The organism is Streptomyces sp. NPDC003691 (assembly GCF_053981115.1).
In genome coordinates this window covers 1-14825 of record NZ_JBSFNQ010000131.1, presented here as the reverse complement: position 1 = coordinate 14825, position 14825 = coordinate 1, and the positions used below count along the sequence as shown (strand labels likewise).

Genomic DNA, 14825 nt, shown 5'->3' with positions numbered 1-14825 from the left:
GGCTGCGCGCGGTTGTCGTCTTCAGACCCGTCGTACCGGACCGCGTCCGACGGCCCCGGGATCTGCCCCGCGGGCCCCGGGAGCCGTCACCCTCCCCGGCGGAGTTCAGGCCGCGTCGCCGCGGACCACCGCGACCGGGCAGTGCGCGTGGTGCAGCAGGGCCTGGCTGACCGAGCCCAGCAGCAGCCCGGTGAAACCGCCCCGGCCCCGGGCCCCCACGACGATCAGCTGCGCCTGCTCGGTGGCCTCGATCAGGGCCTGCCGGATCCGGTTCTCGACCAGCCGGCGGTGCACGGTCACCTCCGGATAGCGGTCCCGCCATCCGGCGAGCGCCTCGGCCAGCAGCCGCTCCTCGTCGTCCCGCATCCGGTCGATACCGTCCACCAGGTTCTGCGGATGGCCGGGGTCCTCCCCGCCCCGCTCGGTCCAGGTGTTCCAGGCGTGCACGGCGACCAGGTCCGCACCGCGCGCCGAGGCTTCGGCGAACGCGAATCCGACCGCCGCGTCGCCCTGCGGGGACCCGTCGACCGCGACGACCACGGGCCCGCCGTCCACGGCCTCCCCGCGGACCACCAGCACGGGACACCTGCCGTGCGCGGCCAGATGGACCGCGGTCGACCCGACCAGCAGTCCGATGAAACCGCCCATGCCCCGGCTGCCGACGACCACCAGGGAAGCCTTCCGGGACCTGGCCTCCAGGACCGTCAGCGGCTCACCCGTGATCAGCAGCCCGTCGGCTTCGATACCGGGTTCGGTCTCCCGGGCCCGGTCGACGGCCTCCGAGAGCAGCTTCTCGGCCGCGTTGCGCAGCCCGCCGTCGGGCGGGCCGGCGGGGGAGGGGCCGAGGGAGACGTGCAGGGCGGGCCAGATGAAAGCGTGCACGACCTCCAGCCCCACCCCGCGCTGCTTCGCCTCCCGGGCCGCGATCTCCACGGCGGCGAGCGCCGATGCCGAGCCGTCCACCCCGACCACGACCGGACCGTTCATCACAGCACTTCCGTTCTTCCGCATGCGCCGTTCGTACCGGCGGATCCGTCCGGACCGCCGCTTCCAGTCTCGACCCGCGGGCGCGGCCCCGCACGGGCCGAACGTCCATGAACGGCGGGACGAACAGCCCTGATGGCGGAGTGTGAGCGGGATGTCCGGGGCGGATGGCACCGCCCCGGGCGCCGCGCTCTCGGCGACGGGACCACCGGTCCGGAGCCGGGCTCCCGGAGGCTGGGACGGGCCCTCCCGGAGCCGTGCCCTCAGGGGCGCCCGGCCCGCCGGGCCCGGGCCGCGTGCGCCGCGGTCACCGACACCATCAGGGCCGCCACCGCTCCGCCCAGGACCATCGCCGCGGACGGCGAGTACCGGTCGACGACGGCCCCGCCCGCCAGCGCCCCCAGCGAGAGCGTTGCCTGGAAGGAGGCCGTGAACAGCACGGACGCCGCCTCGGGAGCCCGTGGCACGGCCCGGGCGAACCAGTGCTGGGAACAGACGGGGACGGCCCCGTACGCGGTGCCCCAGACCAGGAGCAGCACCGCGGCGGCCCCGGTCGAGCCACCCAGGACGGGCAGTGCGAGCACCGCGGCGGCCAGCAGCGCCGCCGCCCCCGCGAACGCGGTCCGGGGCCGGCGGCCGACCAGCGCCCCGCCCACGAAGGTGCCCGCGATACCCGCCGCCCCGAAGCCGAGCAGACAGAGCGTCACCGCGGTGGGCCCGGCCCCGGAGACCTCCTCCAGGAAGGGGGTGACATAGGTGTAGGCGCCGAAGTGCGCCAGTACCACCAGGAAGGTGAGGAGCAGGGCGGCGCCGCTGCCGGGGGCGCGCAGGGCGTCCCGCAGGACCGCGCCGCGGACCACCGCCACCGGCGGCAGCGGCGGCACCGTCACCAGGACCAGCAGCAGCGTCCCCAGGGTGAGGACCGCCATCGCGCCGAACGCGGTCCGCCAGCCGTACGCCTCCCCGGCGAACGTGCCCAGCGGAACGCCGAGGACCGAACCGAGCGGTACGGCCGCGAAGATCAGCGCGGTCGCCCGGGGCGCCGACCGCTCCGGCACCAGCCGGGCCGCGATCCCGGCCGCGATCGACCAGAAGCCGCCGATCACCACGCCCACCAGGACCCGGGAGGCGAGGACGGCGCCGTAGCCGGTCGCCGTTGCCGCCAGCAGATTGGCGCCCGCGAGGAGCAGCAGGAGGACCACGAGCATCCGGCGCCGGTCGTACCGGCCGGTCGCCACGGTCACCACCGGCGCCGCGACGGCCGCGAGCAGGCCCGGCATGGTCATCGTCAGCCCCGCCGTGCCGTCGGAGACGGTGAAGTCCCCGCCGATGGCGGTGAGCAGACCGATCGGCAGGATCTCCGTGGTGACGACGGCGAAGATGCCGAGGGCCACGGCGGCGACCGCGGGCGGCCCGCCGCGGTCCGGTCCGGGCGGGGCGGTGGATGCGGACGGCGGGAGGGGGGTGACCGTGGACATGGATTCCGTTCCGGTGCGGTGGCCGATGGACGGTCACCAGTCCAGCAACGGGCGGCACCCGGGTCCGGCGGCTTCGCGACACCACCCTCCGGACCCGGCGTGCATGTCGTTTTCCTGCCGGTGCGGCTCAGGTGTTCGCGGGCGACTCGTCCGGGAAGATCTTCGTCACCACGTCGCCGTCCGCCGTCAGATAGCCGTGGAGCATGCCGGGGCTGCTGTGCGGCGCGTCGAACACACCGTCCCCGGTCAGTGCGATCACCCCGCCCTGCCCGCCGAGCCGGGGCAGCCGCTCGACGACGACGTCGTACGCGGCCCGGGCGACCCCCAGCCCCTTGAACTCCATCAGGTTCGAGACGGTCGAGGCCGCCGCGCCCCGGATGAAGAACTCGCCCGCGCCGGTGGCACTCACCGCGAGCGTCGAGTTCTTGGCGTACGTCCCGGCGCCGATCAGCGGGGAGTCACCGATCCGGCCGGGCAGTTTGTTGGTCATTCCGCCCGTCGACGTCGCCGCCGCGACATCGCCCCGGCCGTCGACGGCCACCGCGCCCACCGTGCCCTGCGACTGCCGGTCGGCGATCGCCTCGGGGGAGCGGGCCGCGGCCGCCGACCCCCGCTCGGCCTCCTTGGCCCGCAGCAGCGCGTCCCACCGCGCCTGGGTCCAGTAGTACTCCTGGGTGACGGTGGCCAGTCCGCCGCGCGCCCCGAAGTCGTCCGCGCCCTCACCCGCGAGCAGCACATGCTTCGACTTCTCCATCACCAGCCGGGCGCCCGCCACGGGATTGCGCAGGCTGCGCACGCCCGCGACCGCGCCCGCCGCGAGGTCGGAGCCGCGCATTACGGAGGCGTCCAGTTCGTGCCCGGCGTCCGCGTTGAAGACCGCGCCCTTCCCGGCGTTGAAGAGCGGATCGTCCTCCAGGCGCTTCACCGCGGCCTCCACCGCGTCCACGCTCGTCCCGCCGTCGTCCAGCAGCCGCTGCCCGGCCCGCAGGGCGGCCGCCAGCCCGTCGCGGTACGCCTTCTCGCGCGCGGGCGACGTGGTCGCGCGGTCCAGAGCGGCACCGGCCCCGCCGTGCACGGCGAGCACCACGTCACGGGCGTCGGGCCGGCCCTTCCCGCCCGGCGGTTGTCCGGGCGGGCCGGTGTCGGGCCGGGCCGGACCGGTCGCCGCCGCCCGGACGGCACGGTCGGTGCCGTCCGGCTGCTGAGCGGGTCCGGACCGCGGTACGGCGACGAGGACGGCGACCGCCGCCAGGGCGAGCAGCGCGGGCACCGGCCGGGCGGCGGGATGTCTGCGGGACATGGGCGCTCCTGGTCACGGGGTGCGCATCCCGCCTCTCCGGTGTGCGCACCGGCTGAGTGGACGCGCCCGACTCTACCGGCCCCTGACTGGCATGGACATGCCGCAAAAGGGGTGCTCTCAGATCTCGACCATCACCTGGTCCAGCGTTTTGCGCACCAGATCGGGGACCTGGCAGTCGGCGGCCGGATAGCCCACCGGCACCACCGCGAACGCCTTCTCGTTGGCGGGCCGTTCCAGTACCTCGGAGAGGAAGCGCATCGGGCTCGGCGTGTGCACCAGCGCGGCCAGGCCGGAGAGATGGAGGGCCGTCAGCAGCATGCCGACCGCGATACCGACGGACTCGTCGACGTAGTAGTGCTTGCGCTTGGTGCCGTCCTCGCCCAGCCAGTAGCGCTGCTGGAAGACGACGATCAGGGCGGGCGCGTCGGTGAGATGGGTCTTGACCCCGTCCGTGCCGAGCGGACGCAGCGCGGCCAGCCACTCCTCGCCGAGGCGGCCGTCGTACGAGATCCGCTCCTCCTCCTCGGCCGCCTCCCGGATCCGCCGCCGGATCTCCGGATCCCGCACCAGTACGAAGGTCCACGGCTGCTGATGGGCGCCGGACGGCGCGGTCGACGCACAGGCGACGGCGGCCCTGACGACCTCCATCGGTACGGGGTCGGGGGCGAACTGGCGTACCGTACGGCGCTCGTCCATCCGGGCGCGCAGCTCCGCCGCCCGGGTGAGGGACTCCCCGGCGGGCATCCGCCCCGGCCGGTAGGGGACGGGCCGGTACGGATCCCCGTGGGTGGAGACCCAGCGCCCGGGACTTGCGGCGGGCGCGGCGGACGCGGCGGGTTCGGACGGCACGGGGGACGCGGCGGACGCGGCAGAGGCAGACATGGCGCCGAGTCTGCCCGCTCGCCGGGCTCCCGGGGAGAGGGCGGACACGGATATCCGCTGAGCGGACACCCGGCATGCCCCGGCGGGCGGCGCCGTCCGCCGGGTGGGTCCGGTGGGGTGCGGCCGAAGCCGGAAGAGTGCGCCCGGCGTCGTACGGCGGCCGTGTACCGGCCCGGCGGAACACGCCGGCGGCAAAACTGCCGGGGGATTCCGGGGAAGCACGCCCGGGCCCGGCGCGGCCCGGCGGCGGTTCCCTACCGGAGCAGGCCGGCCAGCAGCCGGTCCAGCGCCCGTCCGGTCGCCTCCAGTGCGCCCGGGTCGTCCGTGCGCGCCAGCCACACCGCCGCCTCGTTCATCGCCCCCGACAGCAGCCGGGCCAGCGGTTCCACCGGCTGCTCCGGGACGATCCCGGCGGCGACCAGGGACTCCAGGGCCTCGGTGAGATGGCGCGCCGACGACCCTTCGTCCATGTCCCGCCATTCGTCCCAGCCGAGCACGGTCGGTGCGTCGAGCAGCACGATCCTGCGCACCCCGGGGTCGGCGCCGGCCGCGAGGAACGCGCGGCAGCCCGCCCGCAGTTGCTCCCACGGGTCGTCATGGGCGTCGGCGGCCGCCGCGACCGCCTCGCCCAGCTCCTCCTGCACCTCGGCCACCACCGCGCGGAAGAGCCCCGCCTTGCTCACGAAGTGGTGGTACGCGGCCCCTTTGGTCACCCCCACGGCCTCGGCCACCTCGGCGAACACCACATCGTGGTACCCGTCGGCGGCGAACCGCCGCCGTCCCTCGGCGAGCAGCGCCCGCCGGGTCGCCGCCCGCTGTTCCGCCCGGCTCGTCATCGCAGTCCGACCGCCTTCCCGTTTCGCATACCCGGAGTATGTTAGCGTCGTCTTCGCATACTCGGGGTATGTGAAATGGTCCGTCCCCGGGTGTGCTCCGCACTGTTCGCCCGACATTGTTCGCCCGACGAAAGGCACACGGTCATGACCGGCAAGCTCGGCGGTTTCTACCCGGTGATCGGCACCCGCGACATCGCCGCGGCCCGCGACTTCTACACCGGCCTGCTCGGCTTCGAGATCACCTTCGAGGCCGACTGGTACGTCAGCCTCCGCCGCCCGGACGCCCCCCACTACGAACTCGCCCTGCTGGACCCGGCCCACCCCACCGTCCCCGAAGGCCGCCGCACCCCCCTCACCGGCTGCCTCCTGCTGAACTTCGAGGTCGAGGACGTCGACGCCGAACACCGGCGCCTGGTCGGCGGGGCCGGACTGGCCGAACTGCTCCCGCTGCGCACCGAGGACTTCGGCCAGCGCCACTTCATCGTCGAGGCCCCCGACGGGGTGATGATCGACGTCATCACCGTGATCCCGCCGGCGGACGACTACGCGGACGCCTACACCGACGGGCACCTGCCCCGCTAGCACAACCGCGTTCGCGGTAACGGAAGCCCCCGCGCCGCCGCTCCCGGCGTGTCGTCACCCGTCCGGCCGGGTGCGGCCCGCCGTCGCGGCGGGGCCGGGCCCGGACACCCGTCCCCGCCCGGCCCCGCGGGTGGCACACCGGAACGGGACCGCCCTGCGTACCGCGGCCCCGCACTCCGCCGCACCCCCGCCGAACCCCGCGCGCCGTCCCGTCCGGGAGCCGCCGTACGCCCTGCCGGGCCTGCCCGGGCGGCCCCTGCGCGCCACAGCCCCGGCTCCGCCGGACCCACCCGAACGAGCGCAGGCGCCGGAAGCCTTCACCTCCCTCCGGGGGAGCACCCGGGCGCCTCCGCGTACGACCGCGCATCCGCCGCGCCCGTGCCCCGCCGGGTGCGGCACGGCGCGCGCCGCCCCGCGCGGAGTCGTTGCGCAGCCCATGAACGACCGGCAGGCGTTAACGTGTTCCTTGACCTTTCGTTGACCTATTTGGTCATCCTTTGACGTGCGTGCCGAGGAACACCGGCCAGTGCCGGAGGGAGACGCCACCGTGCCGAACACGACACCGCGGACCCTGATACCGCGGGCCCGGATATCGCCGCCCACCCTGCCGCCACCCGCCCGGGCGGCCTCCGTGGCCCCGTCCCCGCCCGGCCCCGGCGGCACCTCCGCCGAGGCGCCCGGCGCGTAACCCCGCGGCCGGGCCGCCGGACCCGTCACCGGCCCCGCCCGCACCCCGGACACCCGCAACCGCCCCCGCCCGGGCGGCACCCCGCCCCCGACCTCCGTGCCCCGGCGCCGCACCGGCGGCCGGGACCCGCCGGCTCCCGCCGTCCCCGCCGGTCACCCCGGAAGCGGACGGGAACCCGGCCGCCCTCCGGGAACTCCGCCGCGCGGCGCGGGTTCCCGCCCCCACGCTCCGTTTCGCCGGCCCGACGCGCCCCCGCAGCGCGCCAGGAGGATTCACCGCACATGCGCACCCCCACCGACCACGCCCGTGCCCCCGGGCACCCCGTGCTCCCCCCGCCCCCGGCCCGGCCCCCCGCGGCCCGCCCCGGCGCGCTGCGGGGGTACCGCGCGGACACCGACGCCCGTACGGCCCGGTGAGCGCGGCGTGCCCAGGACGTCCTTCCCCCATCTGCGGCAGGACTTCGCCGCCTCCCTCGTCGTCTTCCTCGTCGCCCTGCCCCTGTGCGTCGGCGTAGCCGTCGCCTCCGGCGTCCCCGCCGAACTCGGCCTGGTCACCGGGATCGTCGGCGGACTCGTCACCGGCGCGATGCGCGGCAGCAGCCTCCAGGTCTCCGGGCCTGCCGCCGGACTCACCGTCCTCGTCCTCGAAGCCGTCACCGCCTTCGGACTCCCGGTCCTCGGCGCGATCGTGCTCGCCGCCGGCGCTCTCCAGATCCTTCTGGGCCTCCTCCGGCTCGGCCGCTGCTTCCGGGCCGTCTCGGTCTCCGTCGTCGAAGGCATGCTCGCCGGTATCGGCCTGGTCCTGATCGCCGGACAGCTCTACGCGATGGCGGGGCTCGACGCCCCCACCGCCGGCCACGACAAGATCACCGGACTGCCGGCGGCCCTGCTGGACGCCGCCGGGAGCACCGAGGCGCTGCTGTCGGCCGCCCTCGGCGCCGGAACCGTCGCCGTACTCGTCCTCTGGCCCCGGCTGCCCGGCGCGGCCCGGGCGGTTCCCGCGCCGCTCGCCGCCGTCGGTCTGGCCACTCTCACCGTCCTGATCGCCGATCTGCCCGTCGCCACCGTCGAGGTCCAGGGGCTGCTGGACTCCGTCCGCCCCCCGTCGGCCGAGGCGTTCGGCGAACTGGCCTCGCTCGCCGCGGTCGGCACCGTCCTCGCCTTCACCCTGATCGCCTCCGCCGAATCCCTCTTCGGTGCCGCGGCGGTGGACCGTCTCCACGACGGACCGCGCACCGACTACGACAGGGAACTCGTCGCCCAGGGCACGGGCAACGCGGTCTGCGGCGCCCTCGGCGCCCTCCCCATGACGGCCGTCATCGTCCGCAGCTCCGCCAACGTCCGGGCCGGGGCCCGCACCAAGGCGTCCCGGGTACTGCACGGCGTCTGGCTGCTGTTCTTCGCCGCCCTGTTCCCCGCCGCCCTGGCCTGGATCCCCGTACCCGCCCTGGCCGCCGTCCTGGTCCACGCGGGAGTGAAGCTCGTCCCCGCCGCGGAGTTCGGCAGGCTCTGGCGCCGCCAGCGCGGCGAGGCCTTCGTGCTCGGCATCACGGCCCTCGCGATCGTCACCGTCGGCATGTTCGAAGGCGTGGTCGCCGGACTCGCCCTGGCCGTGGCCAAAACCGCATGGGAGGCGTCCCACCTCCGGCTGGACGTCGTCGACCGGGGCACCGGACCCATCCGGGTCCGGCTCACCGGCAACGCCACCTTCCTGCGGCTGCCGAACCTCCTCGACAGCCTCGAAGCCCTGCCGCCCGACCGGCCCGTCGTACTGGACCTCACCGGCGTCCACCACCTCGACCACGCCTGCCGCACCGCCCTCGACACCTGGTCCGAACGCCACCGCGGCACCGTCACCGGCCACACCAGGGCACTCTCCGCCTGACGACCGCCCGGTACGGCGCGCCCCCTTCCGCGCCGTACCGGCCCCCGGCACCCGCGCGCGCCGCGTAACCGGCACCGCCCGCCCCGCGTTGGCCGGACATGCGCACACGCCGTCCCCCGTCGCCCGGGACCGCCCGCGACGGCGCCCCGTCCATGCTCCGGCTCGCCTTCGCCACCCTCGCCGGAACCGCCGTCGAGTTCTACGACTTCTTCGTCTACGGGACCGCCGCCGCGCTGGTCCTCGGCCCGCTCTTCTTCCCCTCCTTCTCCCCGCTCGCCGGCACCCTCGCCGCCTTCGGCACCTTCGGCGCCGGGTTCATCGCCCGCCCCATCGGATCCCTGCTCTTCGGCCATATCGGCGACCGCGTCGGACGCCGGCCGGTGCTCTTCGCCTCCCTCCTCACCACCGGGGTCGCCACCGTCCTGGTCGGCTGTCTGCCCACGTACGACAGCATCGGCCCCGCCGCCCCCGTCCTCCTGGTCGCCCTCCGCTTCGTCCAGGGCATCGGTCTCGGCGGCGAATGGGGCGGCGCGGTCCTGCTCACCGCCGAACACGCCCCCGCCCACCGGCGCGCCCTGTGGGGCGCCTTCCCCCAGATGGGTCCGCCGGTCGGCTTCCTGCTCGCCAACGGGCTGACCCTGGCGCTCTCCGCGACCCTCACCGACGCCCAGTTCCTCGCCTGGGGCTGGCGGGTGCCGTTCTGGGCGGCCGGCATCCTCGCCGCGGGCGGGCTCCTGCTCCGCGCCTCCCTCACCGAAACCCCCGAGTTCGACGAGATGCGTCGTACCGGACAGCACGCGGACGCCCCCGCCCTGGAGGTACTGCGCCACCACTGGCGCACCCTGCTGCTGACCGCCGGGGCCCTGTCCTGCGGCTACGCCGTCTTCTACACCGTCACCACCTGGGGGCTCGCCTACGGCACCGAGGAGGCGGGCATCAGCCGGACCGTGATGCTGGCCCTGGTGATGGGGGCGGTCGCGGTCAAGGGGACCGTCACCCCGTTCGCCGCCCTACTGGCCGACCGGATCGGCCGCCGTCCGATGTGTCTGGCCGGCAGCGCCCTGACGGCCCTGTGGATGTTCCCGTTCGCGGCCCTGCTCGGCACCGGCGAACCGGTCCCGGTCTTCGTGGCGTTCACCGTCGCCCTGCTCGCCTTCGTCTCCGTGTTCGCCGTCACCGCCGCCTATCTGCCCGAGCTGTACGAACCACGGGTGCGCTGTACGGGCGCCGCCGTCGGCTACAACCTCGCCGGAGTGCTCGGCGGCGCCCTCACCCCACTGGCGACCACCGCCCTCTCCCGGGACGGCGGCCCGCCCTGGGGCGTGGCGGCCTGGCTCACCGGGATCGCCCTGCTCAGTCTCTGCTGCTTCGCGGCCCTCCCCGAGACGCTCCCGGCCGCCACGAGCCCTGCCGCGGGTGCCTCGGTACCCGGACAGCCCGGGGCCGGCGACCGGCCCGGCGACCGCCGCACTCCTGCCTGACCGGCGTAACCACTCTCCCCGGAGCGCCCGTTCCGGCCGCGGTACCGAGGAGTCCGTGGCCGGGCGTTGACGCCCTCCCCACTCTCTTATACGCTGTATAACGCTTCTGCTGCCGTCGAAGAGGAGAAACGGACGTTGCTCGTCTGAGGTCCTGAGGACACCCCCACCCCGAGCCCACGGTGCCCCGTGCCCCGTCCGCCGCCCGGTGTGTCCACCGCATACGCGACCTCGGCCCTCAGAGCCGTCCCCTCCGGACCGGAGCAACCCGTCCGGCGGACTCCGTCCGGCTCCCGGGGAATCCACAGGTCGCCACGGTGCCCGGTGTCCCGTACACATCGCGCCCCCGCCCCGTACGACCCGGACCCCCAGGAGACGCCCATGTCAACGACCCCCGCCGCCCCCGCGGTCAGCTGCACCGGCCTGACCTACGCCTGGCCCGACGGCACCCCCGTCCTCGACGGACTCCACACCGCCTTCGGCCCCGGCCGCACCGGCCTGACCGGACTCAACGGATCCGGAAAGTCCACCCTGCTGAAGCTGATCGCCGGAGAGCTGCGCCCCGCCCGGGGCACCGTCCGGACCGCCGGGGACATCGGCTACCTGCCGCAGAACGTCACGCTCGACACCGGGCTCCCGGTGGACCGGGCGCTGGGCATCGACGGTATCCGCGCCGCCCTCCACGCCATCGAGGCCGGAGACGCCGCGGAGGAGAACTTCACCGCCGTCGGCGACGACTGGGACGTCGAGGAACGGGCCCTCGCCACCCTCGGCGGCCTCGGGCTCGGCCATATCGGCCTGGACCGGACCGTGGGCGAACTCTCGGGCGGCGAATCGGTCCTGCTGCGGCTGGCCGGACTGCTGCTGCGCCGCCCGGGAGTACTGCTCCTCGACGAACCCACCAACAACCTCGACCTCCGCGCACGGCGGCGCCTCTACGCCGCCGTCGACCACTGGAACGGAGTGATGATCGTCGTCAGCCACGACCGGGAACTCCTCGACCGGGTCGACCGGATCGCCGACCTCCGCAACGGCGAACTCCTCTGGTACGGCGGAAACCTCACCGCCTACGAGGAGGCGCTCGCCGTGGAACAGGAGGCGGCCGAACGGATGGTCCGGGTCGCCGGGGCCGATCTGCGGCGGCAGAAGCGCGAACTCGCCGACGCCCGGGTCAAACTGGACCGCCGCCGCCGCTACGGCCGGAAGATGTGGGAGAACAAACGCGAACCCAAGGTGATCATGGGCGAACGCCGGCGCCAGGCGCAGGTCTCCGCGGCCAAACACCGCATCCTCCACGAGGAACGGCTGGCGGAGGCCGGTGAACGGCTCGACGAGGCGACGGCGGCCGTCCGTGACGACGAGGAGATCAGGATCGACCTGCCCGGCACCGAACTGCCCCCGGGCCGTACCGTCCTCACCCTCCGGGACCTGCGTCCGGCGTACGGAGCCCCGCAGAACGGCGAGTTCACGGTCCGGGGCCCGGAACGGATCGCGCTCGTCGGCCGGAACGGCTCCGGCAAGAGCACCCTCCTGCGCACCCTCGCCGGACTCCTCGAACCCCTCGCCGGCGAGGCCGCCGTACATGTACCGCACCGCTTCCTGCCCCAGCGGCTGGACGTCCTCGACGACGCCCTCCCGGTCGCCGGGAACGTCGCGCGGTACGCGCCCGGCGCGAGCGACAACCGGATCCGGGCCGGACTCGCCCGCTTCCTGTTCAAGGGCGCGGCGGCCGACCGGCCGGCCGGGACGCTCTCCGGCGGCGAACGCTTCCGCGCGGCCCTCGCCGCGCTGATGCTCGCCGACCCGGCGCCGCAGCTGCTGATGCTGGACGAACCGACCAACAGCCTCGACCTGGCGAGTGTGCGGCAGCTGACAACGGCGCTGGAGTCGTACCGGGGCGCGCTGCTGGTGGCCGGTCACGACCTGCCGTTCCTCTCCGCCGTCGGTGTCACCCGCTGGCTGCTGCTGGACGGCGGCGGTCTGCGCGAGGCCTCCCGGGAGGAGGTGTTCGACGGTACGGCGGCCTGCTGACGGCAGGACGGGGGTACGGGGAGGAGCGGCCTCCCCGTACCCCCGCCCGCTGCTTCAGGCCGGCTGCCAGCTCCGGGCCGGCCAGCCGCCGTCCCGGAACCGCTGTGGAACCTCGCCGCACGGCGAGGCGACCCGCACCAGCAGGGTTCCGGTCGCCCGGTACCACGAGGCGTCCACCTGCTCGCCCGAGGCGGGATCCCGGTAGCGGAACCCCATATCGCCGAAGATTCCGCGGACGTTCTCCCAGCCCAGCCGCTCCAGCCGGGCCCGGATCCGCTCCTGCCCGGCCCGGGCCGCCGCGGCGTCCGTCCGGGGCGCCGACCAGTCGAGCCAGAAGTGCCAGACGTCCGGCCTGCGGCCGTCGTCGAGATGGAGGATGCCGCGCAGCCCCCGGTACTGGCAGCCGCCCTTCCGCACCCCGGGGGACTCGGCCCGCGTGCCCTCGGGCAGCGCCGCGTCCTCGTACAGCTCCTGGGCCCGCTGCTCCAACTCGACCGCCACCCGCTCCGGATCCGAACCGGGATAGGGCTCCCCGTTCCACAGCCGCACTCCCAGCACCCCCGCCACGACCAGTACCAGGACACCCACGGACCACAGCAGCCGCCCCCGGGTCAGCATCCGCCGCTCCGGCCGTGCGCGGCGCCGGACACCGGGCGCCCGGACCACCCTCGTATCACGCTCATGGGGTGCAGCGTAGAAGCCCGTCCGGCACGGTCGCGTGGGCGGTCCTACTCAGCCGTGGGTGAGTACGCCGGGCCGGCCCGGACACCCGGGGGAGCGCCGCCCGGGACGGGAAGGTCCCGGGCAGTGCTGCCCTCTCCGGCCGTCAGGCGGCCGGCTTGCACTCGACCAGATGCGGGAAGAGCAGCCGCCGCAGATTGTTGATCTCGCACTCGTCGGCCACCAGGTCCAGCGTCTCGAACGCCAGGTCCCACGAGGTGTCCCCGGCGGCGTCCCGGGTGAACCGCTCGGTGATGCCGTAGGTGATCTTCCGCTTCGGGCCGTTCTCCTTCGACAGTTCGGCGTGGCCCACCCACTCCCGGTAGGTGACCCGTCCCTGCCGCACGGTCTTCCCCGGCTCCAGCTTCAGGTCGTGCACCCGGGTGAAGAACCGCTCCAGGTACGCCCGCATGTCCCGCTGCTTCGTCAGCCCCGCCGCGCCCAGCCCGGGCCCGGTCAGCCTGACGACGTCGTCCACACCGGCCACCAGCGCGGCGGAGTCGCGGGTGTTCCAGGCGGTCAGCCGGTCCCGGGTGCGCGGCGCGGCCGGGGCGACCGCCGGAACCGTGGCGAAGAGATTGGCGAGGGACGGATTCAGCGCCCGGAACAGCTCCGTCTGGTCCCAGAACCGGCGGCCCTGCTCCACCCGGGTCCCGTCGAGCACCAGCCGGTGCGTGGTGATGTAGTCGAACGAGGGACCGGCCACGTTCCCCGGCAGCTTCAGATGACCGGAGTTGCGGGCCTTGACGAAAACGGTCCGCCCGTCCCGGGAAGCCACCGCGGAGACCGGCTGGAAGCGGTACTCCACCGCCTTGAGGAGGCTGGTCATCTGCCCTTCGATGGTGGCCTTGCCGATCGGGGCGGGCAGCCCCGAGTCCATCAGCGTGCCGGTGCCGGTGAAGAGGTCCATGTACGCGGGTACTTCCGGCGCGGCCCCCCACTCGCAGTAGGCCTTCATGAACGCCGCCGCGTCGGCGGGCAGCGCGGACCGGCCGGCCACCACGGACTCGCAGTACGCCGAGAACACCGGCGCCGGGGCCGCCGGGGCGGCGGCGGACATGCCCGTGCCGAGGGGAAGGAGGGCCGCGGTCACGGCGAGGACGACGGCGGAGCGGATACGGCCGGAACGGCGGCGTGACATGGGTACTCCCGGTGTGCGGAGGGGCTGCGGAACCTGTCGGACTGGGGGCCGGTACCTGTCGTCCCCGGCTGTGATCACAGTCTGTCCGCGGCCCTCCGGCCGCGCGATTACCTCCGGGGTAAGCGATGCCGTCCCTCCGGGGTGGGCGATTCCGTGTCTCCGGGACAGGCAATCCCGGCCGTGCGGAACTCCCCGGCGGCGGCGTACGTTTCCCGGGTGACGTGTCCAGTACGCGTCACCCGATGGACGAACGACCGATGAACGACAGTCAAACCGAGGTGGCATTCAGTGGCGATGTGGGACCGGATCAAGGACCAGGCCAAGGCCCTCCAGCAGCAGAACCAGGGATCGGGCGGCTCCGGGGCCCGGGGCCACCACGGCCCGTCCACCGGCGGTTCGGGGGCGGCCGGCGGCTCCAAGGCCCAGCTCGTGGGCCTGCTGAAGACGCAGCTCACCTCCCTCAAGACCGAGCTGAAGAGCGGTGCCTACCGCGATGCCAGCATGGCCGTCTGCGCCCTGGTCGCCGCCGCCGACGGTCATGTCGACCACAACGAGCGGCAGCACGTCGAATCGCTGATCCTCTCCAACGACGTTCTGCAGAACTTCCCGGCCGACCAGCTCCGTACCCGCTTCAACAAGCATGTCGACCAGCTGATCGCCAACCCCATCCGGGGCCGCGCCGAGGCGTTCCAGGAGGTCGCCAAGGCCGCCAAGAAGCCGGCCGAGGCGCGGGCCGTTGTCCAGACCGGCATCGTCGTCGCGGGCCCGGACCTGCGCATGGGGTTCGCCGTCGGACTCCAGGGTCCGCAGACCGTCCGTCC

Annotated in this window: 14 protein-coding genes; 7 read left to right on the top strand and 7 right to left on the bottom strand. The window is 74.5% G+C overall.

What is annotated here, in order from left to right:
• Positions 1–105 precede the first annotated feature (105 nt).
• The 5 genes from ACWDR0_RS32505 to ACWDR0_RS32485 all read right to left on the bottom strand — a co-directional run bounded on the left by ACWDR0_RS32505 (position 106) and on the right by ACWDR0_RS32485 (position 5480).
• Entirely contained in the window at positions 106–987 is an 882-nt protein-coding gene (locus tag ACWDR0_RS32505) for a universal stress protein (protein WP_456355416.1), read from the bottom strand.
• A gap of 260 nt (positions 988–1247) precedes the next feature.
• Complete coding sequence (locus tag ACWDR0_RS32500) at positions 1248–2462, bottom strand: MFS transporter (RefSeq protein WP_456355412.1); 1215 nt, start codon at positions 2460–2462, stop codon at positions 1248–1250.
• 127 nt (positions 2463–2589) lie between these two features.
• Positions 2590–3762, bottom strand: a complete 1173-nt coding sequence (locus tag ACWDR0_RS32495; protein WP_456355411.1) for an isoaspartyl peptidase/L-asparaginase family protein — start codon at positions 3760–3762, stop codon at positions 2590–2592.
• A gap of 117 nt (positions 3763–3879) precedes the next feature.
• Positions 3880–4506 carry a nitroreductase family protein gene (locus ACWDR0_RS32490; protein ID WP_456355415.1) on the bottom strand — a complete coding sequence of 209 codons (627 nt, stop codon included), beginning with the start codon at positions 4504–4506 and terminating at the stop codon, positions 3880–3882.
• A 392-nt stretch (positions 4507–4898) separates the two neighbouring features.
• A complete protein-coding gene (locus ACWDR0_RS32485; RefSeq protein ID WP_456355410.1) occupies positions 4899–5480 on the bottom strand; it encodes a TetR/AcrR family transcriptional regulator in 582 nt (193 codons plus the stop codon).
• Between the two features lie 144 nt (positions 5481–5624).
• Here ACWDR0_RS32485 and ACWDR0_RS32480 point away from each other — a divergent pair, with 144 nt between their 5' ends.
• From ACWDR0_RS32480 to ACWDR0_RS32455, 6 genes are all read left to right on the top strand, one after another.
• Positions 5625–6062 carry a VOC family protein gene (locus tag ACWDR0_RS32480; protein WP_456355409.1) on the top strand — a complete coding sequence of 146 codons (438 nt, stop codon included), beginning with the start codon at positions 5625–5627 and terminating at the stop codon, positions 6060–6062.
• 547 nt (positions 6063–6609) lie between these two features.
• Positions 6610–6750 (top strand): hypothetical protein, encoded by a 141-nt coding sequence (locus ACWDR0_RS32475; protein ID WP_456355408.1) that lies wholly within the window; start codon positions 6610–6612, stop codon positions 6748–6750.
• 281 nt (positions 6751–7031) lie between these two features.
• Positions 7032–7166 (top strand): hypothetical protein, encoded by a 135-nt coding sequence (locus ACWDR0_RS32470; RefSeq protein WP_456355407.1) that lies wholly within the window; start codon positions 7032–7034, stop codon positions 7164–7166.
• Between the two features lie 7 nt (positions 7167–7173).
• Positions 7174–8634 carry a SulP family inorganic anion transporter gene (locus tag ACWDR0_RS32465; protein ID WP_456355406.1) on the top strand — a complete coding sequence of 487 codons (1461 nt, stop codon included), beginning with the start codon at positions 7174–7176 and terminating at the stop codon, positions 8632–8634.
• 152 nt (positions 8635–8786) lie between these two features.
• Positions 8787–10115 carry an MFS transporter gene (locus ACWDR0_RS32460; protein ID WP_456355414.1) on the top strand — a complete coding sequence of 443 codons (1329 nt, stop codon included), beginning with the start codon at positions 8787–8789 and terminating at the stop codon, positions 10113–10115.
• A 378-nt stretch (positions 10116–10493) separates the two neighbouring features.
• Positions 10494–12143, top strand: a complete 1650-nt coding sequence (locus ACWDR0_RS32455; RefSeq protein WP_456355405.1) for an ABC-F family ATP-binding cassette domain-containing protein — start codon at positions 10494–10496, stop codon at positions 12141–12143.
• 54 nt (positions 12144–12197) lie between these two features.
• Here the strand turns inward: ACWDR0_RS32455 and ACWDR0_RS32450 are convergent, their stop codons facing one another.
• A complete protein-coding gene (locus ACWDR0_RS32450; RefSeq protein WP_456355404.1) occupies positions 12198–12761 on the bottom strand; it encodes a hypothetical protein in 564 nt (187 codons plus the stop codon).
• A 208-nt stretch (positions 12762–12969) separates the two neighbouring features.
• Entirely contained in the window at positions 12970–14004 is a 1035-nt protein-coding gene (locus ACWDR0_RS32445; protein ID WP_456355403.1) for a nuclear transport factor 2 family protein, read from the bottom strand.
• 294 nt (positions 14005–14298) lie between these two features.
• On the opposite strand from ACWDR0_RS32445, the gene ACWDR0_RS32440 reads away from it, so the two are divergent.
• Positions 14299–14825 (top strand): tellurite resistance TerB family protein (locus ACWDR0_RS32440; protein WP_456355413.1); only part of this gene is annotated, 527 nt, incomplete at its 3' end.

Bases quoted from the DNA above. Each gene is read 5' to 3' on its own strand.
- ACWDR0_RS32500 (WP_456355412.1), bottom strand. From the start codon at position 2,462: ATGTCCACGGTCACCCCCCTCCCGCCGTCCGCATCCACCGCCCCGCCC.
- ACWDR0_RS32445 (WP_456355403.1), bottom strand. From the start codon at position 14,004: ATGTCACGCCGCCGTTCCGGCCGTATCCGCTCCGCCGTCGTCCTCGCC.
- ACWDR0_RS32455 (WP_456355405.1), top strand. From the start codon at position 10,494: ATGTCAACGACCCCCGCCGCCCCCGCGGTCAGCTGCACCGGCCTGACC.
- ACWDR0_RS32485 (WP_456355410.1), bottom strand. From the start codon at position 5,480: ATGACGAGCCGGGCGGAACAGCGGGCGGCGACCCGGCGGGCGCTGCTC.
- ACWDR0_RS32470 (WP_456355407.1), top strand. From the start codon at position 7,032: ATGCGCACCCCCACCGACCACGCCCGTGCCCCCGGGCACCCCGTGCTC.
- ACWDR0_RS32460 (WP_456355414.1), top strand. From the start codon at position 8,787: ATGCTCCGGCTCGCCTTCGCCACCCTCGCCGGAACCGCCGTCGAGTTC.
- ACWDR0_RS32505 (WP_456355416.1), bottom strand. From the start codon at position 987: ATGAACGGTCCGGTCGTGGTCGGGGTGGACGGCTCGGCATCGGCGCTC.
- ACWDR0_RS32490 (WP_456355415.1), bottom strand. From the start codon at position 4,506: ATGCCCGCCGGGGAGTCCCTCACCCGGGCGGCGGAGCTGCGCGCCCGG.
- ACWDR0_RS32480 (WP_456355409.1), top strand. From the start codon at position 5,625: ATGACCGGCAAGCTCGGCGGTTTCTACCCGGTGATCGGCACCCGCGAC.
- ACWDR0_RS32495 (WP_456355411.1), bottom strand. From the start codon at position 3,762: ATGTCCCGCAGACATCCCGCCGCCCGGCCGGTGCCCGCGCTGCTCGCC.
- ACWDR0_RS32450 (WP_456355404.1), bottom strand. From the start codon at position 12,761: ATGCTGACCCGGGGGCGGCTGCTGTGGTCCGTGGGTGTCCTGGTACTG.